At 50.8% G+C, this 18,351-nt stretch carries 18 protein-coding genes; 16 read left to right on the top strand and 2 right to left on the bottom strand.

Features of this window, described 5'->3' with window-relative positions; translation table 11 throughout:
• Window positions 1-13: 13 nt before the first annotated feature.
• A complete protein-coding gene (gene flgK, locus HGT70_RS07545) occupies window positions 14-1,654 on the top strand; it encodes a flagellar hook-associated protein FlgK (protein ID WP_071429566.1) in 1,641 nt (546 codons plus the stop codon).
• Between the two features lie 14 nt (window positions 1,655-1,668).
• Window positions 1,669-2,631: a flagellar hook-associated protein FlgL gene (flgL, locus tag HGT70_RS07540; RefSeq protein WP_214195462.1), complete on the top strand. Its 963-nt coding sequence runs from the start codon at window positions 1,669-1,671 to the stop codon at window positions 2,629-2,631.
• A gap of 56 nt (window positions 2,632-2,687) precedes the next feature.
• Here flgL and rne read toward each other — a convergent pair whose 3' ends face one another.
• Window positions 2,688-5,672, bottom strand: coding sequence for a ribonuclease E (rne, locus tag HGT70_RS07535; protein ID WP_214195461.1), 2,985 nt, complete (start codon window positions 5,670-5,672; stop codon window positions 2,688-2,690).
• A gap of 543 nt (window positions 5,673-6,215) precedes the next feature.
• Here rne and rluC point away from each other — a divergent pair.
• Window positions 6,216-7,175, top strand: a complete 960-nt coding sequence (gene rluC / locus HGT70_RS07530; RefSeq protein WP_071429572.1) for a 23S rRNA pseudouridine(955/2504/2580) synthase RluC — start codon at window positions 6,216-6,218, stop codon at window positions 7,173-7,175.
• Window positions 7,176-7,186: 11 nt separating this feature from the next.
• On the opposite strand, the gene HGT70_RS07525 is transcribed toward rluC, so the two are convergent.
• Window positions 7,187-7,774 (bottom strand): Maf family protein, encoded by a 588-nt coding sequence (locus HGT70_RS07525; RefSeq protein ID WP_071429575.1) that lies wholly within the window; start codon window positions 7,772-7,774, stop codon window positions 7,187-7,189.
• Between the two features lie 142 nt (window positions 7,775-7,916).
• On the opposite strand from HGT70_RS07525, the gene yceD reads away from it, so the two are divergent.
• The 13 genes from yceD to HGT70_RS07460 all read left to right on the top strand — a co-directional run bounded on the left by yceD (window position 7,917) and on the right by HGT70_RS07460 (window position 18,342).
• On the top strand, window positions 7,917-8,438 hold the full coding sequence (gene yceD, locus HGT70_RS07520; RefSeq protein WP_214195460.1) for a 23S rRNA accumulation protein YceD: 522 nt from the start codon (window positions 7,917-7,919) through the stop codon (window positions 8,436-8,438).
• Window positions 8,439-8,452: 14 nt separating this feature from the next.
• Window positions 8,453-8,623 (top strand): 50S ribosomal protein L32, encoded by a 171-nt coding sequence (gene rpmF / locus HGT70_RS07515; RefSeq protein WP_048911991.1) that lies wholly within the window; start codon window positions 8,453-8,455, stop codon window positions 8,621-8,623.
• A 26-nt stretch (window positions 8,624-8,649) separates the two neighbouring features.
• Complete coding sequence (gene plsX / locus HGT70_RS07510) at window positions 8,650-9,663, top strand: phosphate acyltransferase PlsX (RefSeq protein ID WP_071429579.1); 1,014 nt, start codon at window positions 8,650-8,652, stop codon at window positions 9,661-9,663.
• The gene (locus tag HGT70_RS07505) at window positions 9,664-10,617 is read left to right on the top strand and encodes a beta-ketoacyl-ACP synthase III (protein WP_214195459.1); all 954 of its coding nucleotides are present in this window, start codon (window positions 9,664-9,666) and stop codon (window positions 10,615-10,617) included.
• 15 nt (window positions 10,618-10,632) lie between these two features.
• The gene (gene fabD / locus HGT70_RS07500) at window positions 10,633-11,565 is read left to right on the top strand and encodes an ACP S-malonyltransferase (RefSeq protein ID WP_214195458.1); all 933 of its coding nucleotides are present in this window, start codon (window positions 10,633-10,635) and stop codon (window positions 11,563-11,565) included.
• A gap of 10 nt (window positions 11,566-11,575) precedes the next feature.
• Window positions 11,576-12,310 carry a 3-oxoacyl-ACP reductase FabG gene (gene fabG / locus HGT70_RS07495; protein ID WP_214195457.1) on the top strand — a complete coding sequence of 245 codons (735 nt, stop codon included), beginning with the start codon at window positions 11,576-11,578 and terminating at the stop codon, window positions 12,308-12,310.
• Window positions 12,311-12,458: 148 nt separating this feature from the next.
• Window positions 12,459-12,695 carry an acyl carrier protein gene (gene acpP, locus HGT70_RS07490; protein WP_028685983.1) on the top strand — a complete coding sequence of 79 codons (237 nt, stop codon included), beginning with the start codon at window positions 12,459-12,461 and terminating at the stop codon, window positions 12,693-12,695.
• Window positions 12,696-12,779: 84 nt separating this feature from the next.
• A complete protein-coding gene (gene fabF, locus HGT70_RS07485; RefSeq protein WP_214195456.1) occupies window positions 12,780-14,018 on the top strand; it encodes a beta-ketoacyl-ACP synthase II in 1,239 nt (412 codons plus the stop codon).
• A 64-nt stretch (window positions 14,019-14,082) separates the two neighbouring features.
• Entirely contained in the window at window positions 14,083-14,892 is an 810-nt protein-coding gene (gene pabC / locus HGT70_RS07480; protein ID WP_071434951.1) for an aminodeoxychorismate lyase, read from the top strand.
• Window positions 14,893-14,895: 3 nt separating this feature from the next.
• Complete coding sequence (gene mltG, locus HGT70_RS07475) at window positions 14,896-15,921, top strand: endolytic transglycosylase MltG (RefSeq protein WP_214195455.1); 1,026 nt, start codon at window positions 14,896-14,898, stop codon at window positions 15,919-15,921.
• Window positions 15,911-16,543 (top strand): dTMP kinase, encoded by a 633-nt coding sequence (tmk, locus tag HGT70_RS07470; RefSeq protein ID WP_071429591.1) that lies wholly within the window; start codon window positions 15,911-15,913, stop codon window positions 16,541-16,543. Before mltG ends, tmk begins: the two co-directional genes overlap by 11 nt.
• Complete coding sequence (gene holB, locus HGT70_RS07465; RefSeq protein ID WP_071429593.1) at window positions 16,543-17,520, top strand: DNA polymerase III subunit delta'; 978 nt, start codon at window positions 16,543-16,545, stop codon at window positions 17,518-17,520. The genes tmk and holB overlap by 1 nt, the downstream gene beginning before the upstream one ends.
• A gap of 21 nt (window positions 17,521-17,541) precedes the next feature.
• Window positions 17,542-18,342, top strand: a complete 801-nt coding sequence (locus tag HGT70_RS07460; protein ID WP_071429595.1) for a YchF/TatD family DNA exonuclease — start codon at window positions 17,542-17,544, stop codon at window positions 18,340-18,342.
• Window positions 18,343-18,351 lie beyond the last annotated feature (9 nt).

The following is an 18,351-nucleotide window of genomic DNA, read 5'->3' as shown; positions in this document are numbered from 1 at the left end:
GTAAGGAAAAGCAATGTCGAGTTTAATTAATTCTGCGATGAGCGGATTAAGCGCCGCCCAGCAACTGTTAAACAGTACGGCGAATAATATTAGCAGTTATACCATCGCCGGATATAACCGCCAGATTACCCTTCTTTCTGAAGCGCAAAATACGTTTAATGGTAACAGCTGGTATGGGAATGGGGCGATTGTGAACGGTGTTCAACGGCAATATGATGCGTTAATCGATAGTCAGCTACGCAATGCGAGCGCCAAGAGCAGCGCGCAGTCTGCGCATTACACGCAGCTTTCTGCTATCGATAAACAGATGACCCTCGACGGGGAAACCTTAAACGATGGGTTAGAATCTTTTTTCGATACACTGCAAAATGTGGTGAATAACGCCGCCGACCCCGCTGCGCGTCAGGCTGTCATGTCGCAAGCCGCGGCACTGACGAATCAGTTTACCGCGACACAAACCATGCTCGACCAGCAGCAGCGCGATATCAATACACAGTTACAGAGCACCGTCTCCACCATCAATGGTTATAGCCAGCAGATCGCTACCCTCAACCAACGCATCGCCCAAATGTCGCAAAGCGGCGATACGCCGAACAATTTACTGGATCAGCGCGATCAATTAGTGCGTGACCTGAATGATCAGGTCGGGGTGACCGTGGCGATGCAAGATGGCAGCTTAACCGTCAGTATCGCTAATGGCTTCACGCTAGTCAGTGGTAGTCATAGCTATGACTTAGAGGCGATGCCTTCCAACGCGGACCCTGACCAATTGACCATAGGTTATCACGATAAACTGGCGGGACAGGTCGAGTTGCCGGAGAAATTAGTGAACAGCGGCAAGATGGGCGGGCTACTCGCTTTTCGCCATGATGATCTCAATTCGCTGCAGAATCGTCTCGGTCAACTCACGCTGGCTTTCACCTCGGCGATTAACAGTGTTCAGGAACAAGGCTATGATCTGAACGGCCAGCAAGGGGAGGCCCTGTTCAGTGTTGGAACGCCGAGCGTAAAACAAAATCAACTCAATACCGGGACCGCGACACTGAGTGCGGAATTTACCGATGCCCAGCAGGTTCAGGCTTCCGACTATCAACTCGTTTATCAACAGGGTAGCTGGCAGGTTACCCGGTTGAGCGATAATAGCGTGATCCCGGCCGATATTTCGACCTCCGCTAATGGGACTACCCTTAGTTTTGACGGCCTGTCGGTTTCAGTTAGCGGTACACCCGCCGACCATGACCGCTTTTTATTACAACCGGTGCGCCAGATCACCGATCAGTTCGCATTGCAGACCAGCGATCCTAATAAGCTCGCCGCCGCCGAAGACCTGTCGGGCGAGAGTGATAATCGCAATATGCAGAAAATGCTCGATGTGCAGTCACAAAAGTGGGTAGGGGGAACGCAGACGTTCAGCCAAGCTTGGCGCTCAGCGGTGAGTGTTGTCGGGACACAGACGCAATCTTATGGCAATGCCGTGAATGTGTCAGATACCATTATCACGCAGCTAACGGCGCGCCAGCAAGCCGTGTCCGGGGTTAATTTAGACGAAGAGTATGCCAACCTCACGCAATATCAACAGTATTACATCGCGAATACACAGGTGCTGAATACCGCGAGTGCGCTATTCGATGCCTTAATCAGCGTACGCAGCTAAGGGGAGTGAGTCACATGAGAATGAGCAGCACCTTTATCTTTCAACAACAGACACAAGGGATTAGTCGTGCTCAAGCGGAGTGGTTAGCCGCTGGGCAACGCTTATCCACCGGTAAACGCGTCGTCTCTCCGGCAGATGATCCTGTCGCAGCGTCCCAAGCACTGGGTATTCAGCAGCATCAGCGTAGTGAGCAACGCTATGGTATGGCACAACAATTTGCCCAAACGACGATGAGCACTGAGGCGACAGCACTTTCCTCGATCAGCGATTCAATTCAAGCGGCGATTAGCGATGTTATTTACGGTGCCACCGGGACCCTGAATGATGATGATAGGCAATCCGTGGCAGTCAAACTGGAAGGCGTGCGCAGCCAACTGTTAACCATTGCTAATAGTCAGGACAGTAGTGGGCGTTATCTCTTCGCCGGGTATAACACCGCCCAGCCGCCATTTGTCGAGGGGGGGCAAGGGGTGACCTACCAAGGTGGCGAGCAACCGATTCGCCAGCAGGTAGATAATCAACGTATCATGACCCTTACTCATACTGGGAAACAGGTTTTTCAATCGGTCTCTGCGAATCCGAAATTAGATCCAAATGGCAGCGTGGGCGATACCGATCTGTTCTCGATCTTGGATAAGGCGATTACGCTGCTAAAGACCCCCCTGCAAGATGCTGATGACACGGTGAGGCAAGGGGTGAAAACGGGGATGAATGCCGCTAATCGCGAGCTAAATAATAGCTTAAATAATATTCTGACTCTCCAGTCTGAGAATGGTACCCAGTTAGCGGAGCTTGAGAGCTTAGGAACACTCAGTGCCAACCAGAATATTCTTGCGCAGGGCCAATTAAGCCAATTAGTGGACGCCGATGTGACACAGACTATTTCTGACTATCAAATGAAAGAAACCGCGTTACAAGCCAGTTATACCGCCTTCACCCAAATGTCCAAACTCTCTCTGTTTCAAATCAATAAGTGATAGATAAAAAAACACCCGCATTTTGGCGGGTGTTTTTTACGTGGTAGATCGAAGACCTACTCGTCTGTTTTCGTCACGTCAGCGATGGCATGGTGACGTGCTGCATGCCCGCCTGCCGCACCTTTACCGGTGAAATGATAGGCTGGACGTAACCAGTCGCTTGGCTTCACAGGCTCTGACACCCAAGCTGGAGCTTCGGCTTTCGTTACCGGTGAGGTAGCAACCAGACGACCCCGAGTGATGGCGGCTGGAGACGTCGGCGTCGCAGAGGGTACTGCTAGCGGTTGAGTCTCAGTCACCACGGGCTGCGAGGCGGTCTCTGTTACGGTTGGCGCTTCGCTCGCTGGCGCAGGCTCAATAACCGCTACCGGCTCAACGGCGGCTGGCGCTTGAGTTGCGTCGGTTTCACTCGGTGTAGCGTAAACGACTGGAGCCGTAACGACCTCTGTCTCGGTAGCAGGCAGGGCGGTTTGCTCGATAGTCGTGTCAACAACCGGCTGCGCAGGCGTGGGTGCAAGATCATAACGTACCCAAACTTTACCCGAAGCCATTTCCGGGGCCGCGGCTGCCGTAGTGACGGCCATCGGGGTCTGTTGTGGGTAACGGTCATCACGATAACGGCGGCGACGTTGGCCACTCACACGTAGATGACGCGGAGAACGGCGCGAGCGACGTGGTGCGACATCATTATTATCCGTGCTAGCTTGCGGCGCGGGAGAGGCTTGCACAGGTGCAGTGGCTTCAACCGCCTGCTCAGTCTGTGGCGCAACCACCGGCGTCGCAGCGTTGTCGACGACGCGAACTTTCTGTTGCAGCGCGCGTGGCTGACGACGCGGTATTACCTTAATTTCGACTTCACGCGGCTGTTCTTCGCTAGTGATCGTTTCGCTTGCCGGCTCGACAATGGCAGTTTCTTGCTTACGCACTTCTTGCTGTTCACGGCGCTCTTCTTGACGACGACGTTGACGCTCAGCACGCTGCTCACGGCGCTGTTGCTCGCGTTGCTGACGAACTTCATCGCTTACAGCGTTGTCTTGACGCGGTGCGCGCTCTTGACGGGCTGACGGTTCAGCAGTGACTTGCTGCGTACGATTAGCATTACGACGGTTATCGTCTTGCTGGGTTGTTGAGGCGTACTCTTTTTGGTTTGAACGCGCAGGACGGTCGTTTTTATCGTTACGCTCGTAGCGGTTATTGTTACGGCGTTGATTATTACGACGATCTGATTGGCGCGGCCTATCTTGCTGTTGAGACGATTCGGTCGCGACTGGTGCCGCTGGCGTCGCTTCTGGGGTGGTTTTTTCTGCAGCGTCAGAGCCGGAGAAGAACGACTTGATACCTTTGACTAAACGACTGAAGAAGCAGCCGGCAGGTTTTTCAGCGGTAGCGGTAGCTGAAGCTGAAGCTGGGGTTTCCGTTACAACCGGTGGAGCATCTGGCATCGCAAAGGCGGCGAGTGCAGGTTGCTCAGGGCGGCGGCGTTCAACTGTTTCTTCCTCCGATGGCAGTGCCATCTCGGTTTCATGCAGCTTCGGTAAGTGGTAGCTTAGCGTATGTGTCTCTTCGCCCTTACGAACGCGTAGCACAGAGTAGTGTGGCGTCTGCATTTTATCGTCTGGGACGATGATGGTTTTCACACCACCTTGGCGTGTCTCTATCGCATTAACGGCAGAGCGCTTTTCGTTTAATAAGTAGGATGCGACAGGCACAGGGACGATCGCATGCACTTCTTTAGTGTTGTCCTTAAGGGCTTCTTCTTCGATGAGACGAAGGATAGATAGCGCTAACGATTCGTTATCACGGATGGTTCCGGTGCCACTACAACGTGGGCAAACGTGATGGCTCGATTCACCAAGAGAAGGGCTCAGACGCTGACGCGACATCTCCAGCAGACCAAAGCGTGAGATGTGGCTAATTTGGATGCGCGCGCGGTCTTGGCGGACGGCATCGCGTAATTTGTTTTCAACGGCACGTTGGTGACGCGCAGGTGTCATATCAATGAAGTCGATGACAATCAGGCCACCCAAGTCGCGTAAGCGTAACTGGCGTGCGATCTCATCGGCCGCTTCAAGGTTTGTATTGAAGGCTGTCTCTTCGATATCGCCACCGCGGGTAGAGCGCGCCGAGTTAATATCGATAGCGGTAAGGGCTTCCGTCGTGTCAATAACGATGGAACCACCAGAGGGAAGACGAACCTCGCGCTGAAACGCAGACTCGATCTGAGATTCAATCTGATAGTGGCTAAATAGAGGGATCTCACCCGAATATAATTTGATTTTACTAGTGAAATCTGGACGGCCTAGCGCCGCGATATGTTGACGTGCTAGTTCAAGGACGCTTGGGTTATCGATCAGGATCTCGCCGATATCTTGGCGCAGGTAGTCGCGAAAGGCGCGAACAATAACGTTACTTTCTTGGTGGATCAAGAATGGCGCGGGACGACTGTTGGCCGCTTTCTGGATCGCTTCCCAATGCTTGAGGCGGAAGTTCAAGTCCCACTGTAGCGACTCTGCCGATTTACCAACCCCTGCGGTACGCACAATGAGTCCCATCCCATTTGGGATATCAAGGGAAGATAATGCTTCTTTTAGCTCGCTACGGTCGTCGCCTTCGATACGGCGTGAGATCCCACCTGCTCGTGGATTATTCGGCATGAGGACTAAATAACTGCCCGCCAAGCTGATAAACGTGGTGAGGGCTGCCCCTTTATTACCACGTTCTTCCTTATCGATCTGTACGATAACTTCTTGCCCCTCGCGCAGAACATCTTTGATGTTCGGGCGACCATGGCCGGAGTAATTGTCAGGGAAGTTTTCGCGAGAGATTTCTTTAAGAGGGAGAAAACCATGGCGTTCAGCGCCATAGTCAACGAAAGCGGCTTCTAAGCTAGGCTCAATACGAGTGATTTTACCTTTATAAATATTCGCTTTCTTTTGTTCATGGCCTGGACTTTCAATATCCAAGTCATAGAGTTTTTGTCCATCTACTAGTGCGACACGCAACTCTTCCTGCTGAGTTGCGTTAATGAGCATTCTTTTCATTTACATGTTCTCGTCATTATCATTTTTGAAAAGCTGCGGGCATTACTGCGATGAGCGAGTTATCCGATGGCTTCGTGTCTGTAGGCAATCACGTCAGCCTCACGGCTGTCGATCGCTTAAGAAGCGCATAACGTCGGGGAAATGTTACTAATCAGCTTCACAGTTCCATAGAGATCATCTCTTCCCCGTAGGGGAGAGGGCAATATCCCATCTCGTTCAGGCTGCAGTCCGCAGCCCGCTAATTATCTGAATCCACATAACGTCTTATGCCATTGCTGCGTGTTGTCTCTTCAGATAAAAATTCAACTAAAGCGCTTTGCGACGCAAAGTTCTGCATTCGTAAAGCCTGAGCATTATTCCATTGCTGGCCTTCATATAGCAAGGTGACTTTCGCGTTGTGAATCACTTTATTTACTATTTGAGCAATTTCATCGGAAAAGCGGCACCAGGCTGGTTAAAAAGAGAGCGTAACGAGGTTTTTTCACCGACAGGACATCAACAAAACAGTAGCGGTAAAGCTTGACTCTCTTTACACTTATTACCATGAAAACAGAACATAATGGCGTACAGCTGATTGCCATCACGTCGGAACACGACGGACAGCGAATTGATAACTTTTTACGAACCTTCTTAAAAGGGGTCCCTAAAAGCATGATCTATCGAATCTTGCGTAAGGGCGAGGTTCGCGTTAATAAAAAAAGAATCAAGCCGGAGTACAAGTTGATTGCCGGCGATGAATTACGTATCCCACCGATCCGCACCTCAACACGTGAGGCGCCTGAGGTATCACCGAAGTTGGAGCGCGTAGCTCAACTTGAGAAAGCGATACTCTACGAGGACGACGCACTACTGGTGTTGAATAAGCCGTCCGGTACTGCAGTTCATGGCGGCAGTGGCCTGAGCTTCGGCGTCATTGAAGGGTTACGCGCGCTACGACCCGATGCACGCTTCCTTGAGTTAGTGCATCGGCTGGATCGCGATACCTCGGGGATATTATTGGTCGCGAAAAAACGGTCGGCATTGCGCTCCCTGCATGAGCAACTGCGCGAGAAGACGATGCAGAAAGACTATCTGGCATTAGTACGCGGCGAGTGGCCTTCGCACCTAAAATCCGTGAAAGCACCCTTATTGAAAAATATTCTGCAAAGCGGCGAACGGGTAGTAAAAGTTAGTAGTGAAGGCAAGCCTTCGGAGACACGTTTCAAGGTTGAGGAGCGCTTTGGTTTTGCTACGTTAGTGAAGGCAAGTCCCGTGACGGGGCGTACACACCAAATCCGCGTCCATACGTTGCACGCCGGACACCCTATCGCGTTCGATGATCGCTATGGCGTGACCAGTTTCGACCAGCAACTCGCAAGCACTGGGCTGTCGCGCCTATTTTTACATGCGGCCGCGCTGACCTTTACCCATCCGGGAACCGGCGAGACATTACGTGTAGAAGCCCCATTGGATAAAGGGCTTAAACACTGCTTAACCGTGTTGCGTCAGAAGAAAAACGCCTAGTCCACTCGGGATCAATTCGTTAATGGGTTGATGCCGATTTCTCTAAGGATGCGGGTAAGGGCAATCAGGGGAAGACCTACTAAGGTATTCGGGTCTTCTCCCGCCATCTTCTCAAACAGGGTGACCCCTAAGCCCTCAGATTTAAAGCTTCCTGCACACTGTAGCGGCTGTTCTTTATGGATATATCCCCAGATCTCCTCATCGGTTAAGTCTCTAAAAAAGACTTGGTAGGTGTCTAAGCGCTGATGCCACTGCTGATTAACACCATCATAGACCGCCAGCCCAGTATGGAAGGTGACACATTGGCCGGATGACGCGCGCAATTGGACGAATGCTTGCTCCGGGGTATGAGGCTTACCCAATATGCGTTGCGCTAAACTTCCTAACTGATCGCAGCCGATAATAATACTGTCTGGATAGCGTTCTATCAGGGCGGTGGCCTTTTCACGGGCCAAGCGCAAGACTTGCTCTTCGATGGATTCGTGGGGGTGTGCAGACTCGTCAATATCCGGCGCGGCACAGAAAAAGGGCAGGCCGAGTTTATCTAAAACGGCTTGGCGAAACGGCGATGAAGAAGCGAGAACAAGGTTATAAGGCATATTTTTTTCATAATCTATAGCGAATAAGTTCAACTCATCTTAAACTATCTGCCGCACTGGTTGCGAATTTCTCGGTTAAAGTTGCGGGGCAATGGCCTTTTTCTTTGACTCTTCATCATTACAAAGTTAATATGCGCGCCCTATGCAAATAGTAAAATTACCTTTCACTCTGGATCTGCAACGTACTGCACAAAAACGCCTTGATTATCAGGGAGTCTATGTCGCGGGCGCATTACAACGTTTAGCCGATTCAGTCGTGAGTGTGGATACCGATGTTTCGTGTACGATGTCGTTTGGCATCGATAGCCAGCGCTTAGCCGTCCTTGATGGCAGTGCTGACGTAACGGTAACGTTACGCTGTCAACGTTGTAACGACACGTTCACGCAATCTGTCCACGTAAAATACCTCTTCAGCCCTGTTCGCAATGACGAGCAGGCGGAAGCGTTACCGGAAGGTTACGAGCCGGTTGACGTCGATGAGTTTGGCGAAGTCAACTTGCTTGCAGTAGTCGAAGATGAACTTATCCTCGCATTACCCGTCGTTCCGGTACATGATTCTGAACACTGTGAAGTGTCCGACGCGGACATGGTGTTTGGTGATTTGCCCGCTGAGGCAGAGAAGCCAAACCCATTTGCCGTATTAGCAAGTTTAAAGCGTAAGTAATAGGAGTAAGGTCCATGGCCGTACAACAGAATAAACCAACCCGTTCCAAGCGTGGCATGCGCCGTTCACACGATGCACTGACTACGTCTGCTCTGTCCGTAGATAAAGTTTCTGGCGAAACTCATCTGCGTCACCATGTGACTGCTGACGGTTACTACCGTGGTCGCAAGGTAATTGCTAAGTAATTCTGGCCGCGAAGCTAGGTATTACTTTGACACGTGTGACCCTGGCTGTTGACGCCATGGGCGGGGACTTCGGCCCCCACGTGACAGTGCCTGCAGTATTGCAGGCACTGGGCACCTATCCCTTTCTAGAGATTTACCTTGTCGGGCTCCCCGATACGCTCACCCCATTACTGCTTAAAGCGGATTCTTCAGCGCGCCAACGCCTACAGTGTATTGATGCCGAATCTGTTATCACCAGTGATGTCAAACCCTCATCCGCCATCCGTCAGAGTAAAAATAGTTCGATGCGTATTGCATTGGAGTTAGTCAAAGACGGTAAGGCTCAAGCATGTCTTAGCGCAGGCGATACCGGAACATTAATGGGCTTAGCCCTGATGTTGCTCAAGCCATTGCCGCAAATTCGTCGTCCTGCCTTAATGACATTATTACCCACAGCCACCGTAGGGCAGATGGTTATCCTCGACATTGGGGCGAATCTCGATGCGGATAGTGAAATGCTGGTCCAATTTGCCTTGATGGGCGCGGTGGTTGCTGAACAGATGCTGGGGATCGATCAACCTCGGGTCGCACTCCTAAATGTTGGTCAAGAAGAGAGCAAAGGGACAGAATCTATTCGTCAAGCCGCGAAAATATTACGGCAACAGACGGTGATCCGTTATACTGGCTTCTTAGAAGGAAGTGAATTACTAACAGGTCAGGCCGATGTCTTGGTATGTGATGGCTTCAGTGGCAATGTGGCATTAAAGACGTTAGAGGGAGCAATGAGGTATTTCCTTCAACGTACGGGACACAGCCAGTCTTTTTGGCGGCGTCTTATCCACTCACTGCTGTCACGAAAGACCAGTAAGATTGATCCAGATAAGTACAATGGTGCATTTTTATTAGGGTTGTCAGGCGTGGTCATTAAGAGCCATGGGGCAGCAAATCAGCAAGCCTTTTTAGCGGCAATTGAGCAGTCGATTTTAACTGTACAGGGGCAACTCTCTCAACGAGTGGCTCGCCAATTAGCCACTGTAGTAGCCAGGAGTGACAGAACATAAATGTTTAGCAAAATTTTGGGTACGGGTAGTTATCTACCTGAACAAGTTCGCACGAATGCGGATTTAGAGAAAATGGTAGAGACAACCGACGAATGGATTGTCACTCGCACTGGTATCCGTGAACGTCGTGTCGCGGGTCCCGAAGAAAACGTTGCCACAATGGGTTTTCATGCTGCGCAGAAAGCCATCGAAATGTCGGGTATCGATAAAAATGATATCGGCTTAATCATTGTCGCCACAACCTCTTCAAGCCATGCTTTCCCTAGCTCAGCGTGTATGATTCAGCAGATGTTGGCGATTACCGACTGTCCTGCTTTCGATCTCGCTGCCGCGTGCGCGGGGTTTACTTATGCGCTCAGTGTTGCCGATCAATACATTAAAAATGGTGCAGTGAAACATGCGCTAGTCATCGGCGCAGACGCACTAACACGGACCCTAGACCCTTCTGACCGCGGTACGGTTATTTTATTCGGCGATGGTGCGGGTGCAGTGTTGCTTGGACAAAGTGAGAGTGAGGGCATTATCTCAACCCACTTACATGCAGATGGAAGTTTTGGGAAGCTGCTTACACTAGGTTACCAAGATCGTGAACATCAAGATCAACCTCCCTATTTAACGATGGCTGGGAATGAAGTGTTCAAGGTTGCCGTAACTGAACTTGCCCACATTGTCGAAGAAACATTGGCAGCGAATGGTATTGATCGCTCAGAACTCGACTGGTTAGTGCCTCACCAAGCCAATTTGCGGATCATCAGTGCGACCGCCAAAAAGCTCCATATGGGGATGGATAAAGTCGTGGTTACGCTCGACCGTCATGGCAATACCTCGGCAGCCTCTGTGCCGACTGCGCTGGATGAGGCGGTACGCGATGGTCGTATTCAACGCGGCCAGCTGATTTTATTAGAAGCGTTTGGTGGTGGTTTTACTTGGGGCTCCGCCCTCGTTCGTTTTTGATTGACAGGTATATTTATGACACAATTTGCTTTTGTTTTCCCCGGCCAAGGCTCGCAAACCGTTGGGATGCTAGCGGACTTAGCGGCAGAACATCCCATTATCGAAGCGACCTTTACGCAAGCCTCGCAAGCGCTAGGCTACGATCTTTGGCAGCTCGTTCAACAGGGACCTGCTGAAGAGTTAAATAAAACGTGGCAAACTCAGCCTGCGCTGTTGGCCGCCTCGGTTGCCTTGTACCGTTTATGGCAACAGCAGGGGGGCGTTCAGCCCGCGTTACTGGCTGGGCATAGCCTTGGCGAGTACTCGGCATTGGTCTGCGCGGAGGTGATCGCCTTCGAAGACGCGATTCGCTTAGTCGAGCTGCGCGGCAAACTGATGCAGGAAGCCGTACCGGAAGGTACTGGAGCGATGCAAGCGATCATTGGCCTTGATGACGCCGCCATTCGCCAAGCTTGTGAAGAGAGTGCGCAAGGACAGGTCGTCTCACCCGTAAACTTTAACTCTCCGGGACAAGTTGTGATCGCGGGGAATAAAGAGGCGGTAGAGCGTGCGGGCGCTGCGTGTAAGGCGGCGGGCGCGAAGCGTGCATTACCACTGCCGGTGAGCGTGCCTTCACACTGTGCATTGATGAAGCCTGCTGCAGATAAATTAGCCGTAGCCTTGCGGGAGATCACTTTCCAACAACCTAAAGTCGCTGTGGTGAATAACGTTGATGTAAAATGCGAGACGGATGCGCAAGCGATTCGCGATGCGTTAGTGCGTCAGCTCTACAGCCCAGTACGTTGGACCGAAAGCGTTGAGTTTATCGCAGCGCAAGGTGTTACGCAGTTATTCGAAGTGGGGCCAGGTAAGGTATTGACTGGACTGACAAAACGGATTGTCGATACGTTAACGGCATCAGCGATTAACGACCCAATTGCGTTTTGTGCAGCATTGATTAAAGAATAAGAGGAAAAACATGAGCGTCAATGGTAAAATCGCACTCGTTACAGGTGCAAGTCGTGGTATTGGCCGCGCAATTGCTGAAAAACTCGTGGCCGGTGGCGCGACAGTTATCGGTACGGCGACCAGCGACAACGGCGCAGAAGCAATCAGTGCTTACCTTGGGGATAACGGCAAGGGACTAGTACTGAATGTCACTGATGCGGCATCTATTGATGCTGTATTACAACAAATTCGTACTGAATTTGGTGAAATTGACATTTTAGTTAATAATGCAGGTGTAACTCGTGATAACCTGTTAATGCGCATGAAGGATGATGAGTGGCAGGATATCCTTGACACGAATCTGACATCTGTTTTTAAATTATCTAAAGCAGTATTGCGTGCCATGATGAAAAAACGCATGGGCAGAATCATTACCATTGGTTCGGTTGTCGGAACAATGGGTAATGCGGGTCAAGCAAACTACGCTGCAGCAAAAGCGGGTTTGATTGGCTTTAGCAAGTCACTGGCGCGAGAAGTTGCGTCACGTGGTATTACTGTGAACGTTGTGGCTCCTGGTTTCATCGAAACCGACATGACGCGAGCACTGAATGAAGAGCAACGATCTGGTATTTTGGCAGAAGTTCCTGCTGCCCGTTTAGGGGAGCCTCAGGAAATTGCTAACGCCGTGGCCTTCCTCGCCTCTGACGAAGCAAGTTACATCACTGGTGAAACTTTGCACGTTAATGGTGGGATGTACATGGTCTGATCTGCTTCAAATTATTATTTTTGCGATTTATTGTACAAAAAATACTAATTTGTCGTCAGAAAAGCAGGGAAGTAGTTGCATCTTTTTAAACATTTTATAAACTACGAAAACCGTCGCATTAGCGAGTTTTGATAGGAAATTAAATAGTATGAGCGATATCGAACAACGCGTTAAGAAAATCATTGCCGAGCAACTGGGTGTTAAAGAAGATGAAGTGATCAACTCTGCTTCTTTCGTAGAAGACCTGGGTGCTGATTCTCTTGACACCGTTGAGCTGGTAATGGCTCTGGAAGAAGAGTTTGATACTGAGATTCCAGACGAAGAAGCTGAGAAAATCACTACCGTACAGGCAGCGATCGACTACATCAATAGCCATCAGGGCTAATGAATACCTTCAGGCGGTCACTCGACCGCCTGAGTTTTATTGCGTCCCACTAAGAATAATAATTCCCCTCCCTGGAGGACGAACGTGTCTAAGCGTCGTGTAGTTGTGACTGGTCTTGGCATGTTGTCTCCTGTCGGCAATACAGTAGAGTCTACCTGGAATTCTCTCCTAGCCGGTCAGAGCGGCATCAACCTGATTGACCATTTTGATACCAGTTCTTATGCAACACGTTTTGCTGGAATGGTAAAAGATTTTAATTGTGATGAGATTATCTCGCGTAAAGAACAACGTAAAATGGATCTCTTTATCCAATACGGTGTGGTCGCGGGTATTCATGCATTACAAGACTCTGGAATTGAAGTCACTGAGCAGAATGCCCACCGTATTGGTGCGGCGATTGGTTCAGGGATTGGCGGCTTAGGTCTGATTGAAGAAAACCATGCAGCCTTAACTAAAGGCGGCCCGCGTAAAATCAGTCCGTTCTTCGTCCCAAGTACGATTGTTAATATGGTAGCAGGTCACCTGACTATCATGTATGGCTTGAAAGGCCCGAGTATCTGTATCGCTACTGCCTGTACCTCTGGGGTACACAATATTGGGCAGGCGGCGCGGATGATTGCCTATAACGATGCGGATGTGATGGTTGCAGGTGGCGCTGAAAAGGGGAGTACTCCTCTTGGTGTTGGCGGCTTTGGTGCGGCCCGTGCGCTCTCGACTTATAACGACAATCCACAAGCGGCGAGCCGTCCTTGGGATAAAGACCGTGACGGATTTGTGCTGGGTGATGGGGCCGGAATGCTCGTTCTCGAAGAGTACGAACATGCTAAAGCCCGTGGTGCTAAAATTTACGCTGAGTTAGTGGGTTTTGGGATGAGCAGCGATGCTTATCATATGACCTCTCCTCCTGAAAATGGCGATGGCGCGGCGCGTGCGATGCAAAATGCATTAAACGATGCCCAGCTTAATGCTAGCGACATCGGCTATATCAATGCTCACGGTACCTCTACACCTGCGGGTGACTTAGCCGAATGCCAAGCTGTTAAATCGGTATTTGGCCACGATAGCAAGGTCATGGTAAGTTCGACAAAGTCGATGACCGGACACCTTTTGGGCGCGGCAGGAGCGGTCGAATCTATTTACTCGATTCTCGCTTTACGCGATCAAGCTATACCGCCTACGCTGAATCTGGATAATCCAGACGAAGGGTGTGACTTGGACTTTGTTCCACACACGGCACGTCAAGTCTCCGGCCTAGAGTACGCCTTGTGTAACTCTTTCGGATTTGGTGGAACCAACGGGTCGCTAATTTTCCGTAAGGTCTAAATGCTGACTCGACCAAAAAGCCCGTTTATCGGGCTTTTTTTTTGCCAACGATAGGGCTTATCGTATGCAGTTAATCAATGGTGTCAAAACCTCGCAACTCTCTAGCTTGGATCGCGGTCTACAATTTGGTGATGGCTGTTTTACCACGGCACAGGTTATCGCTGGAGAGGTGCGCCATTTAGCACAGCACTTGGACCGTTTAGCGCGGGATAGCCAACGGCTGAGTATTCAGTTCGATGCGTGGGCCGAGTTAAAGCAAGAGATCCTCTCGCTCGCCCAGCAGAGTGAACGGGGCGTACTGAAAATTATATTAACGCGTGGCGTCGGCGGGAGGGGCTACAGTGCGTCAGGCTGTACGGATACCCAGCGTATTCTATCGTTAGCCCCTCATCCTACCCACTACACCACCTGGCAACAGCAAGGGGTAGCGTTAATCACCAGCCCTATCTCTTTGGGGATGAATCCCTACCTAGCCGGTATCAAACATTTAAATCGGTTAGAGCAAGTACTCATCAAGCGCTATCTTGACTGCCAGAATGCCCAAGAAGCCCTCGTTCTCGACTCGCAAGGGCACATTATAGAGTGTTGTGCGGCCAACATTATTTGGCGTAAAGGGCAACAGCTTTATACTCCTGCGCTTACACATAGTGGTGTAGAGGGCATCATGAAAGGCTTAGTGATTGAAGCCCTAGAGACAGAAGGGTACCATTGTCGCCACGTCACCCAGACGCGTGATGTACTTGAACAGGCAGAAGAAGTGATTATCTGTAATGCCTTAATGCCAGTGCTGCCAGTTACCCGTATTGACCAGTGGCAATACCCGGTGGGCGAGGCGATGGCAGCACTCATCAAATTAGGATTTACCGCGAGTTAAGTTATGCAGAAAAAATGTAAGGGCCTCTTAGGGCTGGTGATCTTATGTATCATTTTAATCGCTGCTGGCCTCTGGCAAGTTAAGCGTTTTGCCGCGCATCCGCTGTTGGTCCAGCAAGAAACGATTTATACCTTACCCGCCGGGTCGGGCCGCGTGGTATTAGAGCAACAACTTGAATCACAGCACATTGTGCCGCGTGGGCCTTGGTTCGGCTGGTTGTTAAAAGTCGAGCCACAACTGGCGAAATTTAAAGCGGGAACTTACCGTCTAACGCCGGGTATGACTGTACGCCAATTACTAACGCTCTTGGCCAGTGGCAAGGAAGCGCAATTCCCTGTGCGTTTTGTAGAAGGACAACGTATTGAGGATTGGTTGAAGACGCTGCGCGATGCGCCGTGGATCACTCATAAACTTGCCGATGATCAATCAACGACTGTCGCGCAGGCGCTGGGGATACAACCCGCAGAGTTGGAGGGGGGCTTTTTTCCAGACACCTACTACTATACGGCTAAACGCTCAGATATCAGCGTACTAAAACAAGCGCGTGACCGGATGGTTCAGCTACAGAAAACGGTATGGGAGGGTCGTGAAGCGAATCTTCCTTACAAGGATATTAATCAGCTAGTTACCATGGCGTCGATCATCGAAAAAGAAACGGCGGTAGCGGCTGAGCGTGGAAAAGTGGCATCGGTGTTCGTGAACCGTTTACGTAAAGGGATGCGACTACAAACCGACCCAACGGTTATTTATGGGCTTGGCAGTGATTACCAGGGCGTGTTGACGCGTGCGGAGTTAGAAAAACCTACTTCGTATAATACCTACGTAATCCCAGGGCTACCGCCTGGACCTATCGCGATCCCTAGTCGTGCATCGCTAGAGGCTGCGGCCCATCCTGAAACCAGCGATTTTCTGTACTTTGTGGCGAATGGGCGAGGTGGACATACCTTCACTTCGACCTTGGCTAACCACAATCAAGCCGTGAAAGCATGGCGTAAAGTCGAAAACGAGCGTAAAACCAGTGAAAAGTAAGTTTATCGTTATTGAAGGGTTAGAAGGGGCAGGTAAAACCACGGTTCGCGATAAACTCGTCGCGGAGTTACAGGCTCAAGGGATCACCGATATCGTGTTTACCCGTGAACCGGGCGGTACGCCGCTGGCCGAGGCGCTAAGACAGCTCGTGAAAGAGGGTATTGAGGGCGAGACTATTACCCCTAATGCTGAACTCTTGCTACTGTATGCAGCGCGCGCTCAATTGGTCGATACCGTGATTAAACCTGCTCTGGCACGAGGCGCATGGGTAGTTGGTGATCGCCATGACCTCTCCTCACAAGCCTATCAAGGGGGAGGACGAGGGCTAGACAGTTCTATGATGGCGACCCTTAAACAGGCCGTATTGGGCGACTTTGCCCCGGATCTCACCTTGTATCTTGATGTGACCCCTGAGATCGGGCTATCACGCGCACGTGCACGCGGACAACTCGACCGCATCGAACAAGAGTCGCTCGATTTCTTTCACCGGGCGCATCGGCGTTATCGCGAACTCGCCGCGGCCGACCCGACAATTCTGACCATTGATGCTACCCAGCCGCAAGACCAGGTTCAGCAAGCGGTACAGCGAAGCTTACGCGAATGGCTTAAGGAACAGCTATAATGCAGTGGTTTCCGTGGTTAACGCCTCATTATAAGCAGATCGTGCAGCAACATCAGTCACATCAGGCGCATCCCGCATTACTGCTGCAGGCCCACCGCGGCATGGGGCTTGAAGCCTTAGTCTGGGGGATTGCTCGCTGGCTACTCTGTGAAACACCAGAGGGGCATAAAGCGTGTGGCCACTGTCACGGCTGTCAGCTTATGTTGGCGAATAACCATCCCGATTGGTACCCGATTTCCGTTGAGAAAGGCAAGCAGCAGATCGGTATTGATAGCATACGCGACACTTGCGAGAAAATTTGGCACTCCCCACAACAAGGTGGGGCGCGTGTTATTTGGGTGGATAATGCGCAGCAGCTTTCAGAAGCCGCAGTCAACGCTTTACTTAAGACCGTAGAAGAACCGCCAGAAAACTGCTGGTTCCTATTTACCACGTCGCAGGCTAGCCAGTTACCGGCGACCCTGCGTAGTCGCTGTGTCGCACTGACTATACGCCCGCCCGACGAGTCTCAGGGCCTTGCGTGGTTATCACGCGAGAGCCAACTTACGGAACAGAGTTTATTGACGGCGTTACGCTTATCGGCGGGTGTGCCGGGTGAAGCCTTAGCGTTGATAACCTCACCGCGTTGGCAGGAAAGGGCGCGGCTGGGCGAAGGGCTAATACAGGCGATACCCCAGCAACCGATGCAATTATTGCCGTTGTTACTCGACGAACCCAGTAGTGAAAAAATTTATTGGCTGATGGCTTACTTACTCGATGCGTTGAAACTGCAGCGAGGAGGGAAAACGTGGTTAACGCATGTGGATAACCCTGAGACGAGTCATCATCTGAGCCAGGCGATGGATGAATACCGATTACAAACCCTCCTCGCAAAATGGCGGGAGTGTCATACACTGTTATTACAAACACCACAGCTCAACACTGAGTTAGTGATAAGTGATGTCTTATTAGCGTGGGAAGCTGCGCTAGATAATTAATATTAAGTGATAGAGAGCATTATGTTTTTAGTTGATTCGCACTGCCATGTTGATGGATTAGATTACGAAAAAGAACATCGGAACTTAGCCGAGGTGATCGATAAAGCGGCGGCTCGTGACGTCCGTTTTATGCTGGCGGTATCGACGACACTGACGGCATTCTCCACGCTACACCAGATGACGGCTGACTATCAACAAGTTGCTCTCTCTTGCGGCGTTCACCCCCTTAATCTTGATGATGACTGGGATATTGACCGCCTACGTACTCTTGCCAGCGATCCAAAAGTTGTCGCGCTGGGCGAGACGGGACTCGATTATTTCTATCATAAGACCCCTGAGCTATGGGCTACCCAACAGCAGGCATTCCGTGACCATTTGCAAGTCGCCTGTGAGCTTAACAAGCCGGTGATCGTGCATACGCGCGATGCGCGTGAAGATACGCTCAGCGTTCTCGCCGAAGGCGGCGTGGAGCGCTGCGGGGGTGTACTGCACTGCTTTACTGAAGATCGTGATACAGCTAAAAAGCTGTTAGATTTAGGGATGTATATCTCTTTCTCGGGGATTTTAACCTTTAAAAACGCCGAACAGATCCGTGAGGCTGCACGCTTTGTCCCGTTAGATAGGATCCTTGTTGAAACGGATTCCCCTTATCTCGCGCCGGTTCCCTATCGCGGCAAAGCCAATCAGCCTGCTTATACCCGTGATGTTGCGGAGTATTTAGCCGTAGTAAAAGGGGTATCTGTCGAGCAAGTCGCTGAGCAGACAACCGAAAACTTTGCTAAATTATTTAATATTGCTCGTGAACGCTTAACGCTCTCATAAATTTGCTCG

Origin of the sequence: Rosenbergiella collisarenosi (assembly GCF_018494085.1) — a bacterium.
Classification (GTDB): Bacteria; Pseudomonadota; Gammaproteobacteria; order Enterobacterales; family Enterobacteriaceae; genus Rosenbergiella; species Rosenbergiella collisarenosi.
This window is presented reverse-complemented; position numbering and strand designations above follow the sequence as displayed.